This is a genomic window from Anaerotignum propionicum DSM 1682 (assembly GCF_001561955.1).
Classification (GTDB): domain Bacteria; phylum Bacillota; class Clostridia; order Lachnospirales; family Anaerotignaceae; genus Chakrabartyella; species Chakrabartyella propionicum.
In genome coordinates this window covers 2426586-2452225 of sequence record NZ_CP014223.1, presented here as the reverse complement: position 1 = coordinate 2452225, position 25640 = coordinate 2426586, and the positions used below count along the sequence as shown (strand labels likewise).

Sequence of the window (25640 nt, the reverse complement as noted above, 5' to 3'; positions counted from 1 at the left end):
AGATGGATAGGTGTTCTTGCTGGTACAAAAATTTATTTAAACCTTGGAATGTTTCAGAAATTCATAAGCTAGGTAGATGAATGTCTATATTCCTAAGGGTACTTATCTCCTTTGATAAGCGATTTTGCTGTTACAAAGTGTTAGTTCACAGCGACCGAATACTTCTTTTCCTGCAAAGGGCGTGCTTCGACCTTTAGAGAGGAATTCATCTGGATATATTTTATACTGTTTTCTTAAATCAAATACAGTAAGGTCTGCGGGTTGTCCCTCTTCCAAGGGGGTGCCGATGTCAAAGCGTTTTCTGGGATTGGTATGAAGTAATTCCACGAGTTTCTCTAAAGTTAGGATTCCTGTTTGCACCAAATCTGTATACAAAACAGGGAAGGCTGTTTCCAGACCTACAATGCCCATCATGCTTCCTGCAAGTCCCTTTGATTTTTCATCAGCGGAATGGGGTGCATGGTCTGTGGCAATCATATCAATGGTGCCATCTAAAATTCCTTCGATTAATGCGAGTCTGTCTGCCTCACTTCGAATGGGTGGGTTCATTTTAAAACGACCATCCTCTTCCAGCATACTATCATTCATAACTAAGTAGTGAGGTGCTGTTTCACAGGTAACATCAATTCCACAGGCCTTCGCTTTTCGAATGAGGGCGACAGATTCTTTTGTGGAGATATGGCAGACATGATATTTACAGCCAGTTTCTTTGACTAAGGCAAGATCTCGTTCAATTTGCTTCCATTCACTTGCAGAGCAAATACCTTTGTGCCCATGAAGGGTGGCATATTCCCCATCGTGTATATAGCCACCATGAAGCAAAGTATTATCTTCACAGTGGGCTGCAATGATTTTTCCGTATTTACTGATTTTTCTCATGGCAGAGCCCATGAATTCGTCATTTTGCACACCCCTGCCGTCATCGCTAAAACCACAAACCTGCTTTGCAATTTCGTCATATTCGGCGAATTCTTCGCCTTTTTCCCCTACAGAAATGGTGCCGTAGGGATGAACATGGATACAGGCATTTTTTTGAATGCTTTCCAGTTGGGGCGCAAGATTTTCTTTTGAATCCGGTGTGGGCGACAGGTTTGGCATTGCACAGACGGTGGTATAACCCCCATGAGCGGCGGCTTTCGTTCCTGTTTCTATGGTTTCTTTATAAAAAAATCCCGGTTCTCTTAGATGTACGTGAACATCAATAAAACCGGGAAATACAAAACAACCTTCCAATTCAAAAAGAATAGTATCTGAAGAATAGGAAGGTTTGGTTGTGGAAATTTTAGAAATAAGACCATCTGCAATAAATATGTTGGAATTGACAAATCCACCTTGAACAAATACATTAACATTCGGTAAAATGTAGTTCAATTGCTCCAGCTCCTTTCCATTTGGTCGTTTAGGGTAAGTATTTCTTTACAAATTGTCAGTAGTATAGCATACGGTTTTTAATGTGTCAAGAATATATTTTAAGGTTTTTTAGATTGCTTGAATTGACAGAAACGTTTTTTTTGTGTAGACTTAGTTTGTCAATTTAAGAGGCTTTTTATAACTGACGGATCAGTGGGAAACCACAAGGGAGTAGAAAGCTTGAAGTGAGCAGTTCGGAAATATTCGGCGTTTTTTGTGACGCACCTGATTCGCAATGAAAAGTCAGGGGATTGATACTGCTTTTGTCGACCGTCTGGGCAGTCCTGTTTCTGACTAAGGAATAGGAATGCCCTTTTTTTGTTCAAATCATTAAATTTTATAGCCATTAGGAGGTTATCCATGAAAAAAGTAGCGATTCTTATGGGCAGTGACAGTGATTTTCCTGTTGTGGAAAAAGCTCTAACAACCTTGGACAAGTATGGTGTGCCCTTTGAGGTTCACGTGTACTCTGCCCACAGAACACCCGAAGAAGCAAGGGCCTTTGCAATGAATGCAAGAGAGAATGGTTTTGGCGCAATTATTGCGGCGGCGGGGAAAGCGGCTCATCTGGCAGGGGCTATGGCGGCAAATACCACATTACCTGTAATTGGTATTCCCATCAAATCTTCCACGTTGGATGGCTTGGATGCACTCCTTTCTACAGTTCAGATGCCCGGGGGCATGCCTGTGGCAACAGTGGCCATTGATGGAGCAGAAAACGCAGCATTATTGGCAATTCAGATTTTGGCGGTAACGGATGAAGATTTGGCTGAAAAGCTTCGCGTGGCAAGAGCTGATAATGCAAACAAAGTATTAGAAAAGGACCGTATGATAGCGGAAAAATATAATAAATAAACAATAAGATTCACGCATTTCTAGATGGAAAATCTTAATAGATAGATAATTTTAATTTGTGGACAAGGTCGTTGTAGAAATAGGATTTTCTCTGTAAAATCCTGTGGTTCATTCCATTTTTAACCGAAACAAAAAGTAACGATACTTAAAAATATAAATGCTCATTAACCCAACAAGCCGAAAGGCAAAAAGATGATTCTTTAGGAGGAATTCAGTATCATGGAAAAGACAGTTCAGATGTATGAAGGCAAGGCAAAAAAGGTATTTGCAACCAACGATGAAAATTACTGCATCGTATCCTACAAGGATGATGCAACTGCGTTCAATGGTCTGAAAAAAGGCACCATTCTTGGTAAAGGTGCCATCAACAACCGTGTAACAAATCACCTCATGAAGCTTTTAGAAAAAAACGGGATTCCTACACATTTTGTGGAAGAGCTTTCCGATAGAGAAACTGTAGTAAAGAAAGTAACAATTGTACCCTTGGAGGTAATTGTAAGAAATATTGCCGCTGGATCTTTGGCAAAGCGTCTTGGATTGGCGGAAGGCACAAAAATGAAGAGTACAGTTCTGGAATACTGTTATAAAGATGATGAACTGGGCGACCCTATGATTAATGAATATCATATTTTAGCCATGGAATTTGCGACAAAAGAAGAAATTGATTTAATTGCAAAATACTCTTTTAAGATTAATGAAATTTTGAGCAATTATTTGAAAGATGCAAATATTGAATTGATAGATTTCAAATTGGAATTTGGTAAGACAGCTGATGGTCAAATTGTATTGGCAGATGAAATTTCCCCTGATACCTGCCGTTTCTGGGATACCGTAACAGGAGAGAAGCTTGACAAAGACAGATTCCGCCGTGACTTAGGCAATGTGGAAGATGCTTATCAGGAAGTATTAAAGCGTTTGATGGGTGAATAATCCGGTTACAGTACAGAGTGAATAGACGAGGTGCTAACATGTGTATGAATGAAATTCATGAGGAATGTGGTGTATTCGGTGTTTTTGGAAAAGAAACCGCCACAGTTGCGGCAACAACCTATTATGGTCTGTTTGCTTTACAGCATAGAGGTCAGGAAAGCTGCGGCATTGTAGTAAATGACGATGGTATTTTTCGTTTTCATAAAGATCCTGGCTTGGTAAACGATGTATTTACCCCTCAGGTGATGGCTTCCTTGGGAGAAGGCAATATGGCGATTGGCCATGTACGCTATGGCACAACTGGAGTGAATGACCGTACCAATGCCCAGCCTATCGTTGTAAATCACATCAAAGGCAAGCTTGCATTGGCCCATAACGGCAATTTGGTAAATTCTTTTGAATTAAGACAAGAATTGGAATTACAAGGCTCTATTTTTCACACAACAAGTGATACAGAAGTTATTTCTTATATGATTACAAAGGAACGATTGAATGCCCCTTCCATTGAGGAGGCAGTAAACCGTGCCATGAACCGCATAAAAGGAGCGTATTCATTAGTGATTATGTCTGCTTCCAAAATGGTTGCGGCAAGGGATGAAAATGGATTCAGACCCTTATGTTATGGGATAACAGAGGATGGCAGCTACATTGTTGCTTCTGAAAGCTGTGCTTTGGATGCCGTTGGTGCGAAGTTTATTCGAGATATTCGTCCCGGGGAAATTGTGGTTTTTGACCATGAAGGAATTCGTACCATTACAGACCATTGTGAAAAAGTAAAGCCCACTATCTGTATATTTGAATATATTTATTTCTCCAGACCTGACTCCCGTGTGGAAGGCAGAAGTGTGCACGATGCAAGGGTGAAGGCGGGGGCTTGTCTTGCCATGGAGCACCCTGTACAGGCGGATGTTGTCATCGGCGTTCCGGATTCAGGGTTGGATGCGGCAATTGGCTATGCAAGACAGTCCGGCATTCCTTACGGTATTGGATTTATTAAAAACAAGTACATTGGGCGTACCTTTATTTCTCCCGGACAAAAGGTCCGTGAGGATAAAGTGAAGATAAAGTTAAACGTAATTGCAGAAACGGTAAAAGGAAAAAGAGTAGTTTTGGTGGACGATTCCATTGTAAGAGGGACAACCTCCGCACGGATTGTAAAGCTTCTTAGGGATGCGGGAGCAACTGAGGTGCATATGCGTTCTTCTGCTCCTCCCTTTTTGTACCCTTGCTTTTATGGAACGGATGTGGATTCTCAGGAGAATTTGATTGCCTGTAACCATACCATAGAGGAAATTAGAGATATTATTGGCGTAGACAGCTTAGGATATTTAAGTCTTGACCATTTAAGTATGCTGATTGGTACCCCCAACGGTGAGGGTTACTGTGCTTCCTGCTTTGACGGCAAGTATCCCACAGAAAAACCAACAGAGGCTGATAAAAATAGATTTGAAAATAAGCTCAGCGAGAGGAGAAAAAATCAAGATGAAGAGTCACAGTGAGAGCTATAAAGCAGCAGGTGTGGACATTGTTGCAGGATACCAAGCAGTTGAGCTGATGAAGCAGCATATTGCAAAAACAATGACAGCAGGAGTCATGTCTGATATTGGGGGCTTTGGCGGTCTGTTTGAATTGGATATGACAGGGATTACAAAGCCTGTTTTGGTAAGCGGTACCGACGGTGTAGGCACAAAGCTGAAATTGGCATTTTTGATGGACAAGCATGACACTGTGGGCATTGACTGCGTTGCTATGTGCGTGAACGATATCATTTGCGTTGGTGCAAAGCCTTTATTTTTCTTGGATTATATTGCTGTGGGCAAAAACTTTCCTGAAAAAATTGCGTCTATTGTTTCCGGTGTAGCAGAAGGCTGTGTTCAATCCGGTGCGGCATTAATCGGCGGGGAGACCGCAGAGATGCCTGGTTTCTATCCAGATGATGAATATGATTTGGCTGGTTTCTCGGTTGGCGTTGTAGATAAAGCTAAAATTTTGAATAATAAAACAATCAAAGAAGGGGATGTGCTGATTGCATTGCCCTCCAGCGGTGTGCATTCCAATGGTTTTTCCTTGGTACGCCGTGTGTTTGATGTGGAAAATACTGATATGAAGGCGCCTGTTGCGGAACTGGGTGGAAAGTCCTTAGGGGAAACCTTACTGACACCAACAAAAATCTATGTAAAGCCTATGCTTGCTTTGTTTGAAGAAATTTCAGTTAAGGCAGTTTCTCATATCACAGGCGGTGGTTTTTACGAAAACATTCCCAGAAGCATTCCCAAGGGTTTTGGGGCGAAGATTGATAAAAAAGCATTACGTATCCTGCCAATTTTTGATTTGCTTGCTAAAACAGGCAATATTCCCGAAAGAGATATGTTTAACACCTTTAACATGGGTGTGGGTATGAGTGTTGTTGTGGCAAAAGAAGATGCTGAAAAAGCATTGGAAATCCTAAAGGCAAACGGCGAGGATGCATATATTATGGGTGAAATTGTAGTGGCCGAGGAAGGTGTCGTTATATGCTAAAAACAAAAATTGCAGTTTTTGTTTCCGGCGGCGGCACGAATTTACAAGCACTCATTGATGCTGAAAAAAGAGGGGAAATACCCAGTGGTGAAATTGCGCTGGTTTTGGCTAGCAACGACAGTGCTTATGCTTTAACCAGGGCTGAAGAAAACGGCATTAAAAGTGTAGTGATCAAAAGAAAAGGATTTCCTTCTCAAGAAGCATATGAAGAAGAAATGAAAAATGTGTTGGATGAGAACGGAATTAATATGATTGTTTTGGCAGGGTTTATGTCCTTACTCAGCGAGAAATTTACCGCCCTTTATCCCAAGAGAATTGTGAATATTCATCCGTCTTTGATTCCTTCCTTTTGTGGCAAAGGGTTTTATGGCTTGCATGTGCATGAAGCTGCCCTTGGTTACGGCGTGAAGGTGACAGGGGCTACGGTGCATTATGTGAATGAGATTCCTGATGGAGGGGAAATCATTCTGCAAAAGGCTGTGGAGATTTTGGAGGGCGACACCCCAGAGGTATTGCAAAAAAGAGTCATGGAAGAAGCAGAATGGGTGCTTTTGCCCAAAGCTGTGGAAATGGTAGCTTGTAAATTACAGAAAGGAAACTGATATGGATATCTATAAGATCAACCCCATGAGGGACTTGGTAAAGGAAAACCCTTACGTTGGCAGAGGGATAGTAATTGGAAAAACAGCGGATGGAAGCAAGGCGGCAACTGCATACTTTATTATGGGTCGCAGTGAAAACAGCCGTAACCGTGTTTTTATTGAAAACGGTGAAGAAGTGATTATCAAGCCCTTTGATGAATCCAAGGTAGAAGACCCTTCCTTAATTATATATTCTCCCATTAAAAAATTGGAAAACAAATTGATTGTAACTAACGGAGACCAAACAGATACCATTTTTGATTTTATTCAAGCTGGAAAAACCTTTGAGGAGGGCTTGGAGACTAGAGAATTTGAGCCTGATGCCCCCAATTTTACACCAAGAATCAGCGGTATGCTGACCTTTGGGAAAGCGGATTTTACGTATAAAATGAGTATTCTGAAAAGCACCGATGCAAAGGGCAGTGCTTGCAGCAGATATTCCTTTTCTTTTCCAGCTGTAAATGGTTTGGGACATTTTATTCACACCTATGCTTGTGATGGCAATCCTCTGCCTACATTCCAAGGAGAACCAGAGCGAGCAGAAATTCCGAATCAGATTGATGATTTGGTGCAAGAAATTTGGGGGAATCTAAATGAAGAAAACAAGATTTCTCTTTATGTAAGATATATTGATTTGAAAACAGGAACCATTGAAAACCGTATGATAAATAAAAACAAATAAGGAGATTCAGATATGGATAGCACAAAGGAAATTTATCTTTCCCCTTTTTCAACCAGATATGCCAGCAAGGAAATGCAGGCTGTTTTTTCCGAGGGATTTAAGTTTCGTACATGGCGCAAGCTTTGGATTGCTTTAGCTAAAGCCGAAAAAGCCTTGGGTTTAGAAATTACAGACGAGCAAATTTCTGAATTGGAATCTTTTAAAGATGATATTAATTTTGAAGTTGCGGAAGCAAGAGAAAAAGTTGTACGCCACGATGTTATGAGCCATGTATTTGCTTATGGCCAGCAGTGCCCTAAGGCAGAGCCAATCATTCACTTAGGGGCAACTTCCTGTTACGTTGGAGACAACACAGATGTGATTATCTTAAAAGAGGCATCTCATATCATTTTGAAAAAAGCGGCACAGGTTGTAAAAAATCTTTCTGAATTTGCAGATAATTATAAGAACCTTCCTTGTTTGGCTTATACCCATTTACAGCCTGCACAGTTGACAACAGTTGGCAAAAGAGCCACTCTTTGGATTTATGAATTGTGTCAGGATATCCATGAATTGGAGCATCGTTTGGAAGAATTGCTTTTATTGGGTTCAAAGGGAACTACAGGTACCCAAGCAAGCTTTATGGAGCTGTTTGAAGGGGACGAAGAAAAGATCAAGAAAATGGAAGAAATGATTGCCTTAGATATGGGCTTTAAGGGCTGTGTGCCTGTTTCCGGTCAGACCTATTCCCGTAAGGTGGACGCTTATTTCTTATCTGTACTTTCCGGTTTTGCCCAGAGTGCTTACAAATTTTCCAACGATATGCGTATTTTACAGTCTTTTGAGGAAATGGAAGAGCCTTTTGAAAAAAATCAGATTGGTTCCTCTGCAATGCCCTACAAGAGAAATCCTATGAGAAGCGAAAGAATTTCCGCTTTGGCAAGATACGTGATTGTGGATTCCTTAAACCCTGCATTGACAGCAGGAACACAATGGTTTGAGAGAACATTGGACGATTCTGCGAACAAGCGTATTTCCAGTGCAGAAGCCTTTTTGGCAATTGATTCTATTTTGAATATTTATATGAATGTGACAGCTGGCTTGGTTGTTTATGATAAGGTTGTTGAGCGTCGTGTGATGGAAAAACTGCCTTTTATGGCAACAGAAAATATCATGATGAAATCCGTAAAAAAAGGCGGCAACAGACAGGAATTGCACGAATTGCTGCGTACCCATTCCCATGCGGCGGCGGCAAAAGTGAAGCTTGAGGGTGGCAAGAATGATTTGATTGAAAGAATTGCAGAGGACGATGCATTCCCACTGACATTAGAAGAAATTAAGGCGGAATTAGATCCATCTTTATATATCGGCAGAAGTGCTTCTCAGGTGGATGAATTTATAAAAGAGATTGCGCAACCCATTATTGCAAAATGGTATGAAGGTGAAATTGAAGCGGAGTTAAAGGTTTGATAACAGGAGGCTTTTAAAATGAATGAATTTGAATTAAAGTACGGCTGTAATCCAAATCAGAAACCTGCAAGAATTTATATGACAGACGGCAGTGACTTGCCTATCCGAATTTTGAGCGGAAAACCCGGTTACATCAATTTTTTGGATGCCTTTAACAGCTGGCAGTTGGTAAAGGAATTAAAAGAAGCTTTGGGTATGCCTGCGGCAACTTCTTTTAAGCATGTAAGCCCTACCTCTGCGGCGGTAGGTACGCCTATGGGCGCAGATTTAAAAAAGGCTTGCTTTGTGGATGATATTGAAGGTCTGGATGAATCTCCGATTGCTTTGGCATATGCCAGAGCAAGGGGCACTGACCGCTTATGCTCTTATGGTGATTGGATTGCCTTAAGCGATGTTTGCGATGCAGTGACAGCAAATATGATTAAGCGAGAGGTATCCGACGGTGTTATTGCACCCGGTTATACAGCAGAGGCTTTAGAAATTTTGAAAGCAAAAAGAAATGGAACCTATAACGTTGTAGAAATTGATGTTGATTTCCTTCCTGAGGAAAAAGAAGTAAAACAGGTTTTTGGAATTACTTTTGAACAAGGGAGAAACAATTTTAAAATTGATAAGGCTCTTTTGGAAAACATTGTAACAGAAAACAAAGAGCTGACAGAAGAAGCAAAAAGAGATTTAATTGTTGCTTTAATTACTTTAAAATATACCCAGTCTAATTCCGTATGTTTTGCAAAAGACGGACAGGCAATTGGGGTGGGTGCTGGTCAGCAGTCTCGTATTCATTGTACCCGTCTGGCAGGAAGCAAAGCGGATATTTGGCATTTACGCCAATGTGAAAAGGTATTAAACCTACCCTTTTTGCCATCTGTAGCTCGTCCTGCAAGGGACAATGCCATTGATATTTATATATCTGACGATTATGAGGATATTTTGGCGGATGGTGCTTGGGAAAGCATTTTTTCTGTAAAGCCTGAGCCCTTAACAAGAGAAGAAAAGAAGGCATATCTTACTACAATCAAGGGTGTTGCTTTGGGCAGTGATGCGTTCTTCCCCTTTGGTGATAATATTGAAAGAGCGGCAAAAAGCGGTGTTTCTTATATTGCGGAGCCCGGTGGTTCCATCCGTGATGACAATGTGATTGAAACCTGTAACAAACACAATATGGTTATGGCATTCACAGGAATGCGTTTGTTCCATCATTAAAAGGGGGAAAGAATGAAATGAAGGTCATGGTAATTGGCGGTGGCGGCAGAGAGCATGCCATCGTGAAAAAAATTAAGGAAAATTCCAATGTAACTGAGCTTTTTGTTCTTCCCGGCAACGGTGGAATTGCCCAAGATGCCACTTGTGTGGATATTGGTGTGAAGGAAGTGGAAAAAATCGTAGCTTTTGCTATGGAAAATAGAATTGAGTTTGCTGTAGTGGCTCCTGATGATCCTCTTGTATTAGGGGTTGTGGATGCATTAGAGGCTGTTGACGTTCCTTGCTTTGGCCCCAATAAAAGAGCGGCAATTTTAGAGGGAAGTAAAGTTTTTTCTAAAAATTTAATGAAGAAATATAATATTCCTACTGCACAGTATGAAGTTTTTGATGATATGACCAATGCTTTGGAATATTTAGAAACAGCACCCATTCCTACAGTAATCAAAGCGGATGGGTTAGCATTGGGTAAGGGCGTTGTTATTGCGGAAACAAGAGAAGCGGCGAAGGATGCCGTTCGCTCCATGATGGAGGACAAAATCTTCGGTGCCAGCGGTGACCATATCGTGATTGAGGAGTTTCTCACTGGTCCCGAGGTTTCTGTACTTGCTTTTACAGATGGAAAAACCATGCTTCCTATGGTTTCCTCTATGGATCACAAAAGAGCATTGGATGGAGATAAGGGGTTGAACACTGGGGGTATGGGAACGATTGCTCCAAACCCTTATTATACAGATGAAATTGCGGCAGAGTGCATGAAAACCATTTTTCTGCCCACAATGGAAGCGATGAATCAAGAGGACAGAACCTTTAAGGGATGTTTGTACTTTGGATTGATGTTGACACCAAATGGACCTAAAACGATTGAATATAACTGTCGTTTTGGTGATCCTGAGACGCAGGTTGTGCTACCTTTATTGGAAAGTGACCTTTTGACCATTATGCAACACATCGCAAAGGGCACTTTAGCAGAAGCTGAAGTGAAATTTAGCGAGAAAGCTGCTTGCTGTGTGATTATGGCATCGGAAGGCTACCCCGGAAAATATGAAACTGGTTTCCCTATTTTGTTGCCTGAAAACAGCAACCGGATATACGTTGCAGGAGCGAAAATTAAGGATGGCATTATGGTAACAGGCGGGGGACGTGTATTAGGCGTGACAGAAGTTGGGATTACATTAGGCGAAGCCATTGAGAAGGCGTATGAAACGGTAAAAACCGTAAAATTCGAGAATGCATATTATCGCAAGGATATTGGCAAAAAGGCCTTAGCGGCGGAGGTATAAGCATGGTTTACAGAGTTTATGTAGAGAAAAAACAAGGTCTTACAGCAGAGGCAGATGGATTGCGCCATGATATTGTAAATTTGCTGGGGATTACAAATTTGACCGACTTACGCCTTTTTAATCGATACGACGTGGAAAGTATTGAAAAGGATTTATTTGAGTATTGCAAAACAACCGTTTTTTCTGAGCCCCAGCTTGATCATTTATATGATACATTGCCGAAAGAGGATGTAGTTATATTTGCTGTAGAGTATTTGCCCGGGCAGTTTGACCAAAGAGCGAATTCAGCGGCAGAATGTGTGCAGATTATATCCAAGCAGGAAAGACCTTTGGTTCGTACGGCAAAGGTTTACTATTTATACGGTAAGCTGACGGAAGAAGAAATTCTGGCTATTAAAAAATATGTTATCAATCCTGTGGAGGCTAGAGAGGCAACTTTAAACACTTTTGAGACCTTAGCAATGCAGTATGAAATTCCCACAGAGGTTGCAACTGTTGAAGGCTTTTTGCAGTTGGATGAAGCCGGTTTAGATGGTTTTGTGAAGCATTTGGGCTTGGCTATGGATTTGGATGATATTAAAGTTTGTCAGGCATATTTTAAGGAAGAGGACAGAAATCCCACGATTACAGAGATTAAGATGATTGATACTTATTGGTCTGATCATTGCCGTCATACAACCTTCTTGACAACCATTGATAAAATCAAGTTCGAGGATACCTTATTACAGTCTGCTTATGACGAATATTTAAAAACAAGAGAAGCAATTGGTCGCACAAAACCGATCAATTTAATGGATATGGGCACCATTGTTGCAAAGTTTTTAAAGCAAGAAGGAAAACTAAGCAAGCTAGATGAATCAGAGGAAATCAACGCTTGCACAGTTAAAATTGATGTAAATGTGGAGGGTAAAACAGAAAAGTGGTTACTGCTTTTCAAAAATGAAACCCATAACCATCCCACGGAAATAGAGCCCTTTGGTGGAGCGGCTACCTGTGTTGGTGGTGCAATACGTGACCCATTATCGGGTCGTTCTTATGTATATGCTGCAATGCGTGTGACGGGGGCAGGTGACCCTACAGTACCAGTTTCCCAAACCATTCCGGGAAAACTGCCCCAGCGCAAAATTGTAACAACAGCGGCGGCGGGATACAGCTCCTATGGGAATCAGATTGGCCTTGCAACGGGACAGGTGGACGAAATTTATCATCCCGGTTATGTGGCAAAGAGAATGGAAATTGGTGCAGTGATTGGTGCGGCACCTGCAGAGAATGTGCGAAGAGAAGAGCCGAAGGATGGAGATATTATTATTCTTTTAGGTGGTCGTACCGGGCGTGATGGTTGCGGCGGTGCAACAGGCTCCTCAAAATCTCATACTGTGGAATCCTTGGAGAGCTGTGGTGCAGAGGTGCAAAAGGGTAATGCTCCCGAAGAAAGAAAATTACAGCGTTTGTTCCGTAACGCAGAAGCGGCTAAGCTAATCAAGCGTTGCAATGACTTTGGTGCGGGCGGTGTATCTGTAGCTATTGGTGAGTTGGCGCCTGGTCTGGTGATTGACTTAAATGCAGTGCCCAAAAAGTATGATGGCCTTGATGGTACAGAATTAGCCATCAGCGAGTCACAGGAAAGAATGGCGGTAGTAGTTGCGGCGGAAGATGTGGAGCGATTTAAGGAATTAGCATACAGCGAAAACCTAGAGGCCACTGTTGTTGCTGAGGTAAAGGCAGAGCCACGATTGGTTATGCAATGGAATGGCAAGAATATTGTGAATATTTCCCGGGAATTTTTGGATTCCAATGGTGCAGAAAAGCACATTACTATTGCTCCAGCGGCACCCAAAGATATTACAAAGAAAATCCCAGCAAGCTTTAAGGAAGGATTATCGGAAATAGCAGAGGATTTGAATGTTTGCTCCAAGAGGGGATTGTCTGAACGTTTTGACTCCACCATTGGTGCAGGGACTGTATTGATGCCTTTTGGCGGAAGAACCCAGAGAACACCTATCCAAGCAATGGTAAACAAGGTTTCAGTTGAGAAAAAGGATACGACTACCTGCTCCCTAATGGCTTGGGGATATAATCCTTTTATAGCTGAAGCGAGCCCTTACCACAGTGCGTATTTAGCAGTGGTGGAATCGGTGGCGAAGCTGGTGGCAACGGGTGCTAAGTTTGAGGATGTTTACTTATCCTTCCAAGAGTACTTTGAAAAGCCCATGAAGGATGAGAAGCGTTGGGGTAAGCCTTTAGCAGCGTTGCTGGGTGCATTTATGGCGCAAAAAGGTCTGGAGATTGCTGCAATTGGTGGGAAAGATTCCATGAGCGGTAGTTTTGAGCATATTGATGTACCGCCTACATTGGTTTCCTTTGCGGTAACCACAGAGGAGATTAGTAATATAATTTCTCCTGAATTTAAAGGTTCTGGTCATAAGGTTGTTTTGATACTGCCTGAATATGATGTAAGTGGGTTGCCAACAGCCAAAAGCTTAAAGGCTAATTTTGACTTAGTCAATAAATTAATGAGAAATGGCAAGGTTCTAAGTGCATATACACCAACCTACGGCGGTGTTGCTGAGGCAATTTTGAAAATGGCTATGGGCAATGAGCTTGGATTTACCTTTGCCGATGAAATTACTTTAGAAATGGTATTTGGTTATCAGTATGGTGGTTTTATCTTAGAATTGTCCGTAGACGTTGAAGCTGGTATTCTTCTTGGTGTAACAACTGAGAAACAGGCTATTGTTTTTGATAAAGACGAGATTCCTATGAAAGCTTTATTGGATATTTATGAAGGAAAGCTTGAGAAGGTTTATCCTTGCGATATTGCAACAAAAGCTGAGCAAATACCTACCTTTACCTATCATACAGACAAAAATTTTCAGGCAAAAGCATCTTTTGCAAAGCCTAAAGTGTTGATTCCTGTATTCCCCGGTACAAATTGCGAATATGATTCTGCAAAGGCTGTGGAACGGGCAGGTGGGAATGCTGAGATTTTCGTTATCAACAACCTTTCTGCCACGGGTATTTCTGATTCCATTCAAAGATTTGCAAAGGAAGTGGAAAAATCCCAGATGATTTTTATTCCAGGTGGATTTTCCGGTGGAGATGAACCGGATGGTTCAGGTAAATTTATTACTGCTTTCTTCCGTAATCCTGAAATTAAAGAAGTTGTAACACAACTTTTGGAGGAAAAAGATGGTTTAATGTGTGGTATTTGCAATGGATTCCAAGCATTAATTAAACTGGGACTGGTACCTTTTGGAAAAATAATGGATACGGATGAAACTTGTCCCACACTTTCCTATAACACCATTGGGCGTCACCAATCAAAACTGGTTCGCACCAGAGTTGCTTCTAACAACTCCCCTTGGTTGATGAATGTAGAGGCGGGAGAGGTATTTACAGTTCCCATTTCCCATGGAGAAGGTAGGCTATTAGCTGACGAGGCATTGGTGAAAGAATTAGCAAAGAATGGGCAAGTTCTTACCCAGTATGTGGATAATAATGGGAATGTTACAAATGAAATTGCATATAATCCAAATGGCTCTTTTAATGCAATTGAAGGGCTGATTTCTCCTGATGGTCGGATTATCGGGAAGATGGGACACTCGGAACGTATAGGTTGTAACTTGTATCAGAACGTACAAGGGAAGTATGATATGAAATTATTTGAATCAGCAGTGAAATATTATAAATAATTTATTGACAATCTATAAAAATATCCTGATAATATAAGCATATCAGGATATTTTTTTTATGCCAAATTGCAAAAAAAGGAGGCCTTATCTGAGAGAAATTACTGGTGTATATATTGAACAACAAAATGTTTTTTGTATGTATTTTTTAGTTACTGTAGTGGAATACTTACAAATACTATTATTTTTTTCTGCGAAACATGGGCTTTTTTGATGTAAATGCACAAGAAATCCAAGGTGTATGGGCATCTATACAAATTTTTGTTTAAATGTTTGTACAAAACGGAAATTGCTTTTTATTGAGTTGTATGATAACTTATAGTACAAGTAATACATGGTGTACGACAGGTATTAGAACTTTTATTAACATCAACGAATAGAGCCTCCGAAAGAATGCTCCAAATAATTTTCGTACTACTTTTTGTATTGAAAAGGGGCCATGCAAGAGCAGATTAGGGGAGAGAATCATGGATTACTATAAAGGCAGATTGTCACTGAGTGACGAGGTTTATAATCAAATTTTAGAGCAGATTACCAGCGGGGAGTGGAAAGTTGGAGATAAGCTTCCTTCTGAAAGCAAACTTTGCAGCATGTTTGGTGTGAGTAGAACCAGTGTTAGGGCTGCGCTGCAAAATTTACAAGGCAGTGGTATTGTGGTTACAATGCAGGGTGTTGGTTCCTTTGTACATAGAAATCCCGAACAGGGAGTTACGAATGAGGAGCCGCCAGAAGCTTTAAAATCCTCGGATATTTCAAGTGAAGAATTTAAAGAATTTTTTGAATTCAGACAGGCCATTGAGTTTAAAGCAATCGAATTTTTTGTGAGAAGAGCCACAAAGGAAAATGAAGATGTTTTAAAAGACTTGGTTGAAAAGATGCAGGAAGCAGCAAAAATTGATGACAGGGCTTCTTTTACACAGTATGACCTAGATTTTCATATGGCCATCATTGAAGGGGCAAAAAATGTTTTTCTTTATAATTCCATGCTAAATTATAAAGATATTTTTTCTCATTACATGGAAGAGATTACTCGATTGACTGATAAACCACTAACCGTTTTAGCGGAAGAGCATGTGGAACTTTACACCTATTTGATTGAAAAGAAGCCAAAATGGGCGAAGGACTACTTGTTCTGTGATAACACATATTATCACGTTGCATACTTTAACGGTCGTTAATTTCTAAAGATAGGATATTTACGCTTGGATAAAAAGGGAACAGAAAAGGCAATTTGCCGAAGTAGGGGACTTTTTATAAATTTGTGTATGTACCAATGGATATATACGCGAAAGAATTGCGTAGTTACGCAAAAAAACAAAAGAAAAGAGCTATGCCGGCTGCTTTGGAAGGGGTAGCGAGCAAGTAGCAAAAAAGACATGTTGGAAAAGAGTCCAAAATAACGAGGAGGGTAATGAAATGAAAAAAAGATTATTAGCTGGTATTATGTGTGCTGTTATGGCTTTGGGCGTTGCAGGGTGTGGCGGCGGAAGCAAAAGCAGCGATGGTAACAGCGGCGGTGAAGTAAAGGCAATTAACCTGAAAATGGCAGTAACACCTTCTGAAACTAGTGTATGGATGGTGGCAGCAAATGAGTTTAAGAAATTAATTGAGGAACGTACCGAAGGCAGATATACGGTAACAATTTACGGAAATGAGCAGCTTGCAGCTGGCGATCAGACAAAGGGTGTTGAAATGTTATTCAACGGCACAACAGATGTTGACCTTCACTCTTCCATGATTATTTCTAACGTAGTACCTGAATTATCTGTAATCAGTATGCCTTGGATTTTCCCTAATGGCTATGACAGCGTTGATGAGTACATTTTCAATGAAGGTTCTACCGGTTCCGAATTTATTAAAAAAGCAGTTGAAGCAAAGGGTGCACATGTAGTTGGTATCGGCGAAAATGGTTTCCGTCAGATTACAAACAACAAGCGTCCTATTACATCAGCAGCTGATATGTCTATGCTGAAAGTTAGAGTACCTGCGATTTCTTTGTTGGTTGACGTATTTAAGACATTGGGTGCTGATCCTACACAGATGCCTTTCGGTGAAGTATTTACAGCTTTACAGCAGGGTGCAATTGATGGTCAGGAAAATCCTTATGACACAATCAGATCCGCAAAAATTCAGGAAGTTCAGAAATATATGACTATTTGGAATTACTGCTACGATCCAATTATTTTGAGTGTAAGCGGTAACATCTGGAATAAATTAAGTGATGAAGACAAGGCTATCTTCGACGCAGCTGGTAAAGAAGCATGTGCAACTCAGGTGGCAGCTTCCAGAAATATGGATGCTGAAATTATTGAACAGTTCAAGGGAATTGGTGTAGAAGTAAACGAATTGTCCCCTGAAGCTATTGCAGAGATGAAGACAGTTGTTGCTCCTGTTTATGACAAATATAAAGAGCAGTTTGGCGCAGAAGCTTTTGCAGCATTTGGCTACAAATAATTTAGAATAAAAAAATAAGAAAATCATGAAACTGTAGTGTCGAGAGGGCAGGTAGACACGCTGTCCCTGCCCTCTCTTTTTACTGTACATAATGGAATTATTTTGAAATTTTAATAGAGACTAAACAAAAGAAAAAGGTGCGCTGAAAGACTAGTATAGTTTATTAATTATTAATACTTATTTTGTAATAATATTCGTGCTATTTGGCGTGAATGAAAATTAAAAAACGAAAGAAAGGTGGAAAATATGAAATTGCTTTCCAAAATACTTGATTATTTTGAAGAAACGCTCATCATTCTTATGATGTCCTATATGGCGATTATGAATTTCCTCAACGTTGTTTTTAGATATTGTTTTGCAAATTCTTTTTCCTTTACGGAAGAATTAACTGTTACAGTATTTGTATGGGTGACAATGTTGGGTGTTGCAGCCGGCTTTAAAAGATACGCTCACTTGGGTATGAGTTTTCTTGTTGATTTGTTCCACGGAAAAACAAAAGCGATGCTGGCATTATTCAGTGTGGTTTGCAGTTTAATCTTTATGGTACTTGTTTTCTATTTCGGCATAGTAATGGTACAGGGTCAGATTGCTATGGGCTCTACAACTCCTGTTTTGAGAATGCCTCAGGCAGTACAGGGGCTATCTATGCCTGTTGGTGCGGTTTTTGTTATCATTCGTATAATACAGGCAGGTTATCTTCAAGTGAAAGGCCTGTGGAATGAAGAAAAAAAGGGGGGTACTGAGGCATGATGACTTTAATTCTTTTTGGGTTATTCTTTGTACTGGTATTCCTGAATGTACCCATTGCAATTTCTCTTGGTTTAGCAGCATCCGTTGGCTTAATGTACGGTCAGTTTCCACTTTCCGTTATTCCCGGCATCTTATATTCCGGCACAGCCAAGTTTACGTTGCTTGCGATTCCGTTCTTTATTTTAGCCGGTAGTATTATGGAATATGCCGGTATTTCCAAACGTTTAATTAGTTTTGCAAACGCTTGCGTTGGTCACAGAAAAGGTGGATTAATGGCAGTCGTTGTTATTGTTGCATGTTTCTTTGCTGCAATTTCAGGCTCAGGCCCCGCTACTGTTGCGGCGATTGGTCCTGTTTTGATTCCCGCAATGGTAAAGGCTGGCTATGGCAAAGATATGCCTGCTGCTTTGGTTAGTGCTTCCGGTGCCATCGGTATCATTATTCCACCAAGTATTGCGTATGTAGTTTACGCTTCTTGTACTGACGTTTCTGTTGGTGCACTGTTTACCGCTGGTATCATTCCCGGTATTGTTGTAGGTATTGCGTACTATATGGCAGCAGCATGGGATTCCAGAAACAACAAAGAAATTATTGCTCAACCTAAAATGAGTGGTAAGGACAGATTGATTGCTTTTAAGGATGCTTTCTGGGGATTGATGACACCAGTAATCATTCTAGGTGGTATTTACGCAGGTATCTTTACACCTACTGAAGCAGCAGGTATTGCTGTTATTTACGGTTTGATTGTGGGTATCTTTATTTACAGAGAAATTAAACTGAAAGATTTGTATCATATTTTTATGGAATCTGCCGTATCCTCTGCAACAGTAATGTTTATCATTGCAGCAGCAGCGGTATTTGCATGGATTTTAACGACAAGCCAGATTGCAAGTCAGCTGTCTCAGATGGTTCTTGCGGTAAGTGACAACAAATACATAATCTTACTGTTAATTAATATTATTTTCTTGATTGCAGGTTGCTTCCTTGATGCAAACTCTGCATTCTATATCCTGTTGCCTATTATAGTTCCTGTTTTGAACGCAATTGATGTAAGTCTGCTTCATGCAGGTGTTTTCTTGACAGTAAACATGGCAATCGGTATGATTACACCTCCTGTAGGTATTAACCTTTACGTTGGTTGTAATGTTGCAGAAATTCCAGTTGCAGATATTTGTAGAAAGATTATCCCTTTCCTCATTGCGGGTATCGTGGCACTGTTCATCTTAACCTTTATTCCTGACATCTCCTTGTTCTTGCCAAGAATGATTGGACAGATTAAGTAAATAAATTTAAAAGGGTGTATATTAGGTGCCGCTGATAGCAGCGGTACCTAAATTACAAGAATATATACAAAGGATGAAAATGAATAATTTACAAAGGAAAATCGGCTTTTAGGAAACAAAAGATAAGAAATTTATGTGGCCGTATAAAAGACGGCTTTTCATTCGCCACTATCTTGTATTACAGGTAATAGAGGTTTTGCGAGACATACATGACAAGTTACAAGTGGCACTCGGAATTGAAAGCAATATTATAAAACATAATATAATTATATAACTAAAAACTTAAGAAAAGGGTGATTTCATTGGCTAAGAAGAAATATTCAAAAGAAATGCTCATTGATTTGTATCGCATGATGATTCGTATCAGAGCATTTGAAACAAGAGCGGCTGAATGCTTCACAAAGGGAATGCTTGCAGGTAATATTCACCTGTGTATTGGTCAGGAGGCTGTAGCAGCGGGTGCTTGCTATGCCTTGGAAAAAGAAGATTATATGGCTACAACCCACAGAGGACACGGACATACCATTGCCAAAGGCGGCAAATTAGATAAAATGCTTGCCGAATTGTTTGGCAAGAAAACAGGATATTGCAATGGTAAAGGCGGTTCCATGCATATTGCGGATGTTGAAGGCCTGCATCACTTAGGTGCAAATGGTATCGTTGGTGCGGGAATTCCCATAGCTACCGGTTCCGCTTTGGCCTCTAAGGTTCTGGGAGACAAGCATGTTACACTTTGCTTCTTTGGTGACAGTGCTTCAAACCAGGGAACTTTTCATGAAGCGGTGAATATGGCGGCAGCTTGGAAGCTACCTGTTGTATTCCTATGTGAAAACAACAAATATGGTGTATCTACTAACATTCATTCAGTAACAAATACAGATACCATTGCAGTTCGCGCGAAAGGTTATGATATTCCCGGAACTACAGTAGATGGCAATGATCCCGTGATTGTTTACGAAGCAGTAAAAGAGGCAGCGGATTTTGCCAGAGCCGGCAACGGTCCATCTATTGTTGAATGTATCACATATCGTCATCAAGGACACTACTGCGGAGACCCTGCCAACTATCGTCCCGCTGAATATATGGAAAACGCACATAAAGATGATGGCATTCCCAACATGAGAGCAAGATTATTAGACGAAAAAGTTGCAACGGAAGAGGAACTGGTTGCCGTTGAAGAGGAAGTAAAGGCAGAGATGGATGCGGCCTATGAATTTGCTGTAGCATCTGAATACCCCGATCCTTCCGAAGCTACAACAGATGTTTATAGCTCTGATAATGAAAGGAGTGTTGCAAGATGAGTAAGGTATTAAGCATCAGCAAGGCAATTGGTGAAGCTTTGCATGAAGAAATGGCAAGAGATGAAAATGTAATTATCCTCGGCGAGGATATGGGGAAGATGGGTAATGTTTTTGGCATCACCGTTGGTTTCCAAAAAGAATTTGGCGAACACAGAGTATATGATACACCAATTTCCGAATCCGGTTTCTGCGGTATGGCGGTGGGTGCGGCAATGAGAGGTATTCGCCCTGTTGTAGAATTGATGTATGATGACTTTATTACAGTTGCGGCAGACCCTATTATTAATCAGGCAGCAAAGATGAGATATATGACAGGTGGTCAGGCAACAGTGCCAATGGTACTCAGATTACCAATGGGCGCAGGCAGAAGAAACGCAGGACAGCACTCTCAGTGTTTGGAGAATATTTTCTGTCACACACCAGGCTTGAAAGTTGTTGCGCCTTCTACAGCTGCTGATGCAAAAGGTCTTTTGAAATCCGCAGTGCGTGATGATGACCCTGTTATGTTTATGGAGCACAAGCTGTTATATGCGAAAAAAGAAGAATTACCTGAAGGCGAATATACAATTCCTTTGGGCGTTGCTGATGTAAAAAAAGAAGGAACAGATCTGACAATTATTACATGGAGCCGCCAAGTATACTTTGCTTTGGAAGCTGCCGAGGAATTGGCAAAAGTGGGCATTCATGTTGAAGTCCTTGACCTTCGTACATTAGTTCCTTTAGATTGGGATGCAATTGTGAAATCTGTTTCCAAGACACACAATGTTATCGTTCTTTCCGAGGAAGTAAAAAGAGGCAGCTATGCAGGTGAAATTTCTGCACAGATTGCAGAGGAATTATTTGATGAATTAGATGCACCGGTAGAACGTGTTTGCGGTCTGAATATTGTTTCTCCTTTCAGCCCTACACTGGAGGATGAAAACTTCCCTCACCCTGCAGATATTGTAAAAGCAGTGAAAAAAGTTCTGAATAAGTAATTAAAGGAGGGAAAGTCATGGCTTTTGAAGTAAAGATGCCTCAGCTGGGCCTTACCATGGAAGAAGGTACCGTAACCAGATGGGTGAAAAAAGAAGGCGAAGCGGTGAAAGCCGGCGACGTTATTGTTGAGATTACAACAGATAAATTGACAAGCGAAGTAGAAAGCGAATTTGACGGAACAATGTTAAAAATCGTTGCACAAGAAGGGGAAGATATTCCTGTAAAAGGCTTGTTGGCATATATTGGAGAGCCCGGTGAGACAGTGGGCAGTGCAGAAGCAGCACCAGCGACAGCACCTGTGGTAGAGGTGGCACCTGTTGTGGCAGCACCTCTGGCAGCAGTGGCTGTTACAGCTACTGGCAGAGTACGTATCTCTCCTTTGGCGAGAAAAACAGCAACAAAAATGGGGATTGATTACACAAACGTTAAGGGCTCCGGTCCAGCAGGACGTATTGTACAAAAGGATATTCTGACAGCAGCACAAAGTGCACCTGTTGTGGCAACGGTGGCTACACAAGCAGCAGCATCCACACCTGCACCTGTTATAGCTTCCGGTTCCATTGATTTAATGGAAGGTGACGAAGTTGTGAAATTGGCGGGTATGAGAAAAGTTGTTGCAGAACGTATGGCACAGTCTCGCAGAGAAATTCCCAGCGTGACACAGAACGTGAAGATTGACGTAACCAACTTGATGAAATTCCGCAAGCAGGTTAACGAAGACCTTGGCGTAAAATATTCCGTAAACGACTTTATCTTAAAGGCAGTTGCAAAGGCTTTGAAAAATAACAAACACATCCTGGTAACATTAGATGGAGACAAAATCATCAAGCGTGCCCATGTGAATGTTGGTATGGCTGTTGCCTTGGATGAGGGCTTAATTGTTCCTGTTTTGAAGGATATTGATAAAATGAGTCTTGAGGAAATTTCTGCTACAGCAAAGGATTTGGCAGAAAGAGCAAGAACAAACAAACTGGGTATGGATGAATATAAAGGTTCCACTTTCTCCATTTCCAATCTGGGTATGTTTGGTGTAGAGACATTTGACCCCATTGTAAATCAGCCTGATTCCGGTATTTTGGGTGTATGCGCAGTACAGGATGAGTTGGTGATGGATGATGAGGGCAATATCTCAAAGAGACAATTTATGCGCATTTCCTTCACATTTGACCATAGACTGATTGATGGTGCAACAGCTGCCAAGTTTGAATTGGCAATCAAAGAGCTGTTGGAAAACCCTATGAAAATTTTACTTTAATTTGACATAGTCTGTTTTTTGCATGATGACTAAAGATAAAATGCTAATATTAGCATAAATTACAAAAGAAAAGGGAAAGGGTTTCGGCTCCTTTCACGAAAAAACAAAAGTAGACGCCTTTATAGTAATACAACCCGAAATACTGCAAATTTAGTATTTTTATTATCCCAAACCTCTATAAAGCACACGTCTATTGGGAGGTCCTCCTTAACGCAGGTTCTGCCTAAGGAGGACTTTTCAAAATTTTGCCGAATAATAACCCTTTTATAAAAACAAAAAGGTTTGTACAAATTTGTACAAAATAGATTAGGAGGAATTCAAATGGCAGTAGAGGTAAAAATGCCTCAGCTTGGTTTGACTATGGAAGAAGGCACTGTTTCCAAGTGGATCAAAAAAGAAGGCGATACCGTTAAGGTTGGTGATATTCTTGTAGAAATCACCACAGATAAACTAACCAGTGAAGTAGCCAGCGAAGCAGAAGGCACACTGATCAAAATAGTTGCAGAGGAAGGAAAGGATGTACCTGTAAAGGGGATTTTGGCATATATTGGGCAAGCAGGTGAAGTGATTGGCGGCACGGCACCAGCAGCGACCCATCAGGTAGCACCTGCACCTAAAAAAGATGGTAAAACAACAATTGCGGTTATCGGCGGTGGTCCCGGTGGTTATGTTGCGGCAATTCGTGCGGCACAATTGGGCGGCGAGGTAACTTTAATTGAAAAGAATAAGCTGGGTGGTACTTGTTTAAATGTTGGTTGTATTCCTACGAAGGTTCTTTTGCATTCCGCAGAAGCTTTGGCTGAGGCAAAGGAAATGGCGGAGCTGGGCATTAATGTGGAAGTAAAGGGTGTTGACTGGAACAAGGTTCAAGCGAAGAAAAGCGCAGTAACAAACCAATTAGTCAGCGGCGTAAGCGGATTGATGAAGGCAAACAAGATCAAGGTGATTGAGGGTGTTGCATCATTTGCATCAAAGGATACTTTGGCAGTTACTAAGAAAGATGGTTCCAAAGAAAACCTAACCTTTGATAAAATTATTATTGCTGCTGGCTCTGTACCTGCTGTACCTCCAATTCCTGGGGTAAAGGAAAATGCCAACTGCGTGGATTCCACCGGAGCCCTTTCCTTCGACACAGTACCTAAGAGCTTGTTGGTAATCGGCGGCGGCGTTATAGGCATTGAATTGGCAACAGCGTATTCACGTTTTGGAACAGAAGTTACTGTAGTGGAGGCAATGAGCAAGCTTTTACCTATGATGGACGGTGAATTGACGGCTCAGCTTCGTAAGATGATGGAAACAAGAGGCATCAAAATCATGACAGACGCTAAGGTTCAGTCTGTTGAAGCGGTTGGTGCAGCTACAAAAGTAAATGTTGAAGTTGGCAGTAAGGTAGAAGCCTTTACAGCAGAAAAGATTTTGGTTGCTGTTGGTAGAAGAACCGATACAGAAGCTTTGAATTTGGATGCAGTTGGCATTTCCCATGACAGAGGTCGTATATCAGTAAATGATAAAATGGAGACCAGTGTTGCCAATGTTTATGCAATTGGCGATTGCTTAGGTAAGGTTATGCTTGCTCACGTTGCATCTGCACAGGGCGAAATTGCGGCTGAAAATGCATTGGGTGAGGACGTTAATTATGATGGAACAACAAATCCTTCTTGTGTTTATACAGACCCCGAATTTGCAGGGGTAGGTTTGACAGAGGATAAAGCTAAGGAATTGGGCATAGAGTATCAGGTTGGTAAATTCCCTCTGATGGCAAATGGTAAGTCCTTGATTATGAACGGCGGCGTGGGGATGATTAAATTCATCATTGGTAAGGAATATAAAGAGGTATTGGGTGTTCATATTCTTGGGCCCAGAGCTACAGATTTGATTGGAGAATGTGCTTTAGCTATTGGTATGGAAGCAACAGTGGAAGATATTTTTGCTACAATTCATGCACATCCTACAGTGACTGAGGCGGTAAGAGAAGCTGCGTTAGCAGCTGAAAAGAGAGCAATTCATATTCCCAATAAATAATTAGGAGGAAGCGATATGAAAAAGCTTGGTTTTATTGGAATGGGTATCATGGGGCTTCCCATGGCAACAAATATTTTGAAAAAAAGCGGTCGCCCTGTGATTGGTTTTGACGTGATGGAGGCCTCTAGAGAAAAATTTGCTGAGGCCGGCGGAATTGCCACAGGGGATGCAAAAGCAGTATATGAAAATTGTGAAATTATTTTCTTGTGTCTTCCCAAAAATGAATTGGTTGAAAGCGTAGTAAGTGATATCCTTGTTCAAGGGAAAAAGGGTACCATTATTGTTGATTTCAGTTCAACCTTCCCCGGTGTAATCCGCAAACTTTACCCTGAGGTGAAGGCGGCAGGAATGTCTTTAATTGATTCTCCTGTAAGTGGCGGAGAAACGGGAGCCATTGCAGGCACATTGGTTGTAATGTGCGGAGGCGATAAAGAAGTTTTTGAGGAAGTAAAGGATTTGATTGGCTTTGTCGGTAGCAGAGTGACCTACATGGGTTCCTCGGGTTGTGGTGATGTTGCCAAGCTTGCCAATAATATGATTGTTGGGTGCAATTTGATTGCAGTTTCTGAAGCGTTTGCTTTTGCGGTAAAGGCAGGCTTAGATCCAGAGGTATTATTTCATGCAATCAAAGACGGATTTGCCCAGAATGCTGTGATGGATTTAAAGGTACCTAAAATTATCAGCAGAGATTTTAGTGCTAGCGCCAGAATTGCAGTACATCAAAAAGATATGAAAAATGCAGCAAAGCTTGCGGAGGATATGGGTGTGGAAATTCCTATGTCTGCCCTTGTTTTAAACTACATGAACAGAATGGATGAGGCTGGCTTAATTAATGAAGATCAGTGCGCCCTTGTGAAAATGTTTGAGCAGGATATGGGCATTGAAGTGAAATAATTAAAGTTAATGACAAACGAAAGATGAATCTTCAAAGGCGAGGT

The 25640-nt window shown here is 41.0% G+C and carries 20 protein-coding genes and 1 riboswitch; of the genes, 19 read left to right on the top strand and 1 reads right to left on the bottom strand.

Annotation, left to right across the window (positions count from 1 at the left end; genetic code table 11):
* Nucleotides 1–102: 102 nt before the first annotated feature.
* Entirely contained in the window at nucleotides 103–1371 is a 1269-nt protein-coding gene (locus CPRO_RS11455) for a dihydroorotase (protein ID WP_066051913.1), read from the bottom strand.
* A 167-nt stretch (nucleotides 1372–1538) separates the two neighbouring features.
* Nucleotides 1539–1697, top strand: a riboswitch (ZMP/ZTP riboswitch).
* A gap of 73 nt (nucleotides 1698–1770) precedes the next feature.
* Between CPRO_RS11455 and purE the strand changes: the two genes are divergently transcribed.
* From purE to CPRO_RS11360, 19 genes are all read left to right on the top strand, one after another.
* The gene (gene purE, locus CPRO_RS11450) at nucleotides 1771–2265 is read left to right on the top strand and encodes a 5-(carboxyamino)imidazole ribonucleotide mutase (protein ID WP_066051911.1); all 495 of its coding nucleotides are present in this window, start codon (nucleotides 1771–1773) and stop codon (nucleotides 2263–2265) included.
* A 219-nt stretch (nucleotides 2266–2484) separates the two neighbouring features.
* Nucleotides 2485–3195, top strand: a complete 711-nt coding sequence (gene purC, locus CPRO_RS11445; RefSeq protein WP_066051908.1) for a phosphoribosylaminoimidazolesuccinocarboxamide synthase — start codon at nucleotides 2485–2487, stop codon at nucleotides 3193–3195.
* A 38-nt stretch (nucleotides 3196–3233) separates the two neighbouring features.
* Nucleotides 3234–4694 carry an amidophosphoribosyltransferase gene (purF, locus tag CPRO_RS11440; protein ID WP_330383838.1) on the top strand — a complete coding sequence of 487 codons (1461 nt, stop codon included), beginning with the start codon at nucleotides 3234–3236 and terminating at the stop codon, nucleotides 4692–4694.
* Nucleotides 4678–5715: a phosphoribosylformylglycinamidine cyclo-ligase gene (gene purM / locus CPRO_RS11435; protein WP_066051906.1), complete on the top strand. Its 1038-nt coding sequence runs from the start codon at nucleotides 4678–4680 to the stop codon at nucleotides 5713–5715. The genes purF and purM overlap by 17 nt, the downstream gene beginning before the upstream one ends.
* Entirely contained in the window at nucleotides 5709–6317 is a 609-nt protein-coding gene (gene purN, locus CPRO_RS11430) for a phosphoribosylglycinamide formyltransferase (protein WP_066051903.1), read from the top strand. Before purM ends, purN begins: the two co-directional genes overlap by 7 nt.
* A gap of 1 nt (nucleotide 6318) precedes the next feature.
* Complete coding sequence (locus CPRO_RS11425) at nucleotides 6319–7038, top strand: IMP cyclohydrolase (RefSeq protein WP_200777680.1); 720 nt, start codon at nucleotides 6319–6321, stop codon at nucleotides 7036–7038.
* Between the two features lie 12 nt (nucleotides 7039–7050).
* Nucleotides 7051–8487, top strand: a complete 1437-nt coding sequence (gene purB / locus CPRO_RS11420; RefSeq protein WP_066051900.1) for an adenylosuccinate lyase — start codon at nucleotides 7051–7053, stop codon at nucleotides 8485–8487.
* Between the two features lie 18 nt (nucleotides 8488–8505).
* On the top strand, nucleotides 8506–9690 hold the full coding sequence (locus CPRO_RS11415; protein ID WP_066051897.1) for a phosphoribosylaminoimidazolecarboxamide formyltransferase: 1185 nt from the start codon (nucleotides 8506–8508) through the stop codon (nucleotides 9688–9690).
* 17 nt (nucleotides 9691–9707) lie between these two features.
* A complete protein-coding gene (gene purD, locus CPRO_RS11410) occupies nucleotides 9708–10970 on the top strand; it encodes a phosphoribosylamine--glycine ligase (protein WP_066051894.1) in 1263 nt (420 codons plus the stop codon).
* The gene (locus CPRO_RS11405) at nucleotides 10967–14662 is read left to right on the top strand and encodes a phosphoribosylformylglycinamidine synthase (protein ID WP_334292472.1); all 3696 of its coding nucleotides are present in this window, start codon (nucleotides 10967–10969) and stop codon (nucleotides 14660–14662) included. The genes purD and CPRO_RS11405 overlap by 4 nt, the downstream gene beginning before the upstream one ends.
* Before the next feature lie 464 nt (nucleotides 14663–15126).
* Complete coding sequence (locus tag CPRO_RS11400; protein WP_066051889.1) at nucleotides 15127–15837, top strand: FadR/GntR family transcriptional regulator; 711 nt, start codon at nucleotides 15127–15129, stop codon at nucleotides 15835–15837.
* A 238-nt stretch (nucleotides 15838–16075) separates the two neighbouring features.
* Nucleotides 16076–17113: a DctP family TRAP transporter solute-binding subunit gene (locus CPRO_RS11395; protein ID WP_066051886.1), complete on the top strand. Its 1038-nt coding sequence runs from the start codon at nucleotides 16076–16078 to the stop codon at nucleotides 17111–17113.
* 246 nt (nucleotides 17114–17359) lie between these two features.
* Entirely contained in the window at nucleotides 17360–17863 is a 504-nt protein-coding gene (locus CPRO_RS11390; RefSeq protein WP_066051883.1) for a TRAP transporter small permease, read from the top strand.
* Nucleotides 17860–19146 carry a TRAP transporter large permease gene (locus CPRO_RS11385; protein ID WP_066051880.1) on the top strand — a complete coding sequence of 429 codons (1287 nt, stop codon included), beginning with the start codon at nucleotides 17860–17862 and terminating at the stop codon, nucleotides 19144–19146. The genes CPRO_RS11390 and CPRO_RS11385 overlap by 4 nt, the downstream gene beginning before the upstream one ends.
* Nucleotides 19147–19448: 302 nt before the next feature.
* Entirely contained in the window at nucleotides 19449–20447 is a 999-nt protein-coding gene (locus CPRO_RS11380; protein WP_330383837.1) for a thiamine pyrophosphate-dependent dehydrogenase E1 component subunit alpha, read from the top strand.
* Entirely contained in the window at nucleotides 20444–21424 is a 981-nt protein-coding gene (locus CPRO_RS11375) for an alpha-ketoacid dehydrogenase subunit beta (RefSeq protein ID WP_066051878.1), read from the top strand. The genes CPRO_RS11380 and CPRO_RS11375 overlap by 4 nt, the downstream gene beginning before the upstream one ends.
* A gap of 17 nt (nucleotides 21425–21441) precedes the next feature.
* The gene (locus tag CPRO_RS11370) at nucleotides 21442–22680 is read left to right on the top strand and encodes a dihydrolipoamide acetyltransferase family protein (protein WP_066051874.1); all 1239 of its coding nucleotides are present in this window, start codon (nucleotides 21442–21444) and stop codon (nucleotides 22678–22680) included.
* A 321-nt stretch (nucleotides 22681–23001) separates the two neighbouring features.
* Entirely contained in the window at nucleotides 23002–24702 is a 1701-nt protein-coding gene (gene lpdA / locus CPRO_RS11365) for a dihydrolipoyl dehydrogenase (protein ID WP_066051871.1), read from the top strand.
* Nucleotides 24703–24717: 15 nt separating this feature from the next.
* Nucleotides 24718–25596, top strand: coding sequence for an NAD(P)-dependent oxidoreductase (locus CPRO_RS11360; protein ID WP_066051867.1), 879 nt, complete (start codon nucleotides 24718–24720; stop codon nucleotides 25594–25596).
* Nucleotides 25597–25640 lie beyond the last annotated feature (44 nt).

What these genes read in the sequence shown, in the direction of transcription:
- CPRO_RS11415 (WP_066051897.1), top strand. Translation starts at nt 8,506, where the DNA reads ATGAATGAATTTGAATTAAAGTACGGCTGTAATCCAAATCAGAAACCT.
- lpdA (WP_066051871.1), top strand. Translation starts at nt 23,002, where the DNA reads ATGGCAGTAGAGGTAAAAATGCCTCAGCTTGGTTTGACTATGGAAGAA.
- CPRO_RS11390 (WP_066051883.1), top strand. Translation starts at nt 17,360, where the DNA reads ATGAAATTGCTTTCCAAAATACTTGATTATTTTGAAGAAACGCTCATC.
- CPRO_RS11395 (WP_066051886.1), top strand. Translation starts at nt 16,076, where the DNA reads ATGAAAAAAAGATTATTAGCTGGTATTATGTGTGCTGTTATGGCTTTG.
- purM (WP_066051906.1), top strand. Translation starts at nt 4,678, where the DNA reads ATGAAGAGTCACAGTGAGAGCTATAAAGCAGCAGGTGTGGACATTGTT.
- CPRO_RS11385 (WP_066051880.1), top strand. Translation starts at nt 17,860, where the DNA reads ATGATGACTTTAATTCTTTTTGGGTTATTCTTTGTACTGGTATTCCTG.
- purE (WP_066051911.1), top strand. Translation starts at nt 1,771, where the DNA reads ATGAAAAAAGTAGCGATTCTTATGGGCAGTGACAGTGATTTTCCTGTT.
- purC (WP_066051908.1), top strand. Translation starts at nt 2,485, where the DNA reads ATGGAAAAGACAGTTCAGATGTATGAAGGCAAGGCAAAAAAGGTATTT.
- CPRO_RS11425 (WP_200777680.1), top strand. Translation starts at nt 6,319, where the DNA reads ATGGATATCTATAAGATCAACCCCATGAGGGACTTGGTAAAGGAAAAC.
- purD (WP_066051894.1), top strand. Translation starts at nt 9,708, where the DNA reads ATGAAGGTCATGGTAATTGGCGGTGGCGGCAGAGAGCATGCCATCGTG.
- CPRO_RS11375 (WP_066051878.1), top strand. Translation starts at nt 20,444, where the DNA reads ATGAGTAAGGTATTAAGCATCAGCAAGGCAATTGGTGAAGCTTTGCAT.
- purB (WP_066051900.1), top strand. Translation starts at nt 7,051, where the DNA reads ATGGATAGCACAAAGGAAATTTATCTTTCCCCTTTTTCAACCAGATAT.
- CPRO_RS11370 (WP_066051874.1), top strand. Translation starts at nt 21,442, where the DNA reads ATGGCTTTTGAAGTAAAGATGCCTCAGCTGGGCCTTACCATGGAAGAA.
- CPRO_RS11360 (WP_066051867.1), top strand. Translation starts at nt 24,718, where the DNA reads ATGAAAAAGCTTGGTTTTATTGGAATGGGTATCATGGGGCTTCCCATG.
- CPRO_RS11400 (WP_066051889.1), top strand. Translation starts at nt 15,127, where the DNA reads ATGGATTACTATAAAGGCAGATTGTCACTGAGTGACGAGGTTTATAAT.
- purF (WP_330383838.1), top strand. Translation starts at nt 3,234, where the DNA reads ATGTGTATGAATGAAATTCATGAGGAATGTGGTGTATTCGGTGTTTTT.
- purN (WP_066051903.1), top strand. Translation starts at nt 5,709, where the DNA reads ATGCTAAAAACAAAAATTGCAGTTTTTGTTTCCGGCGGCGGCACGAAT.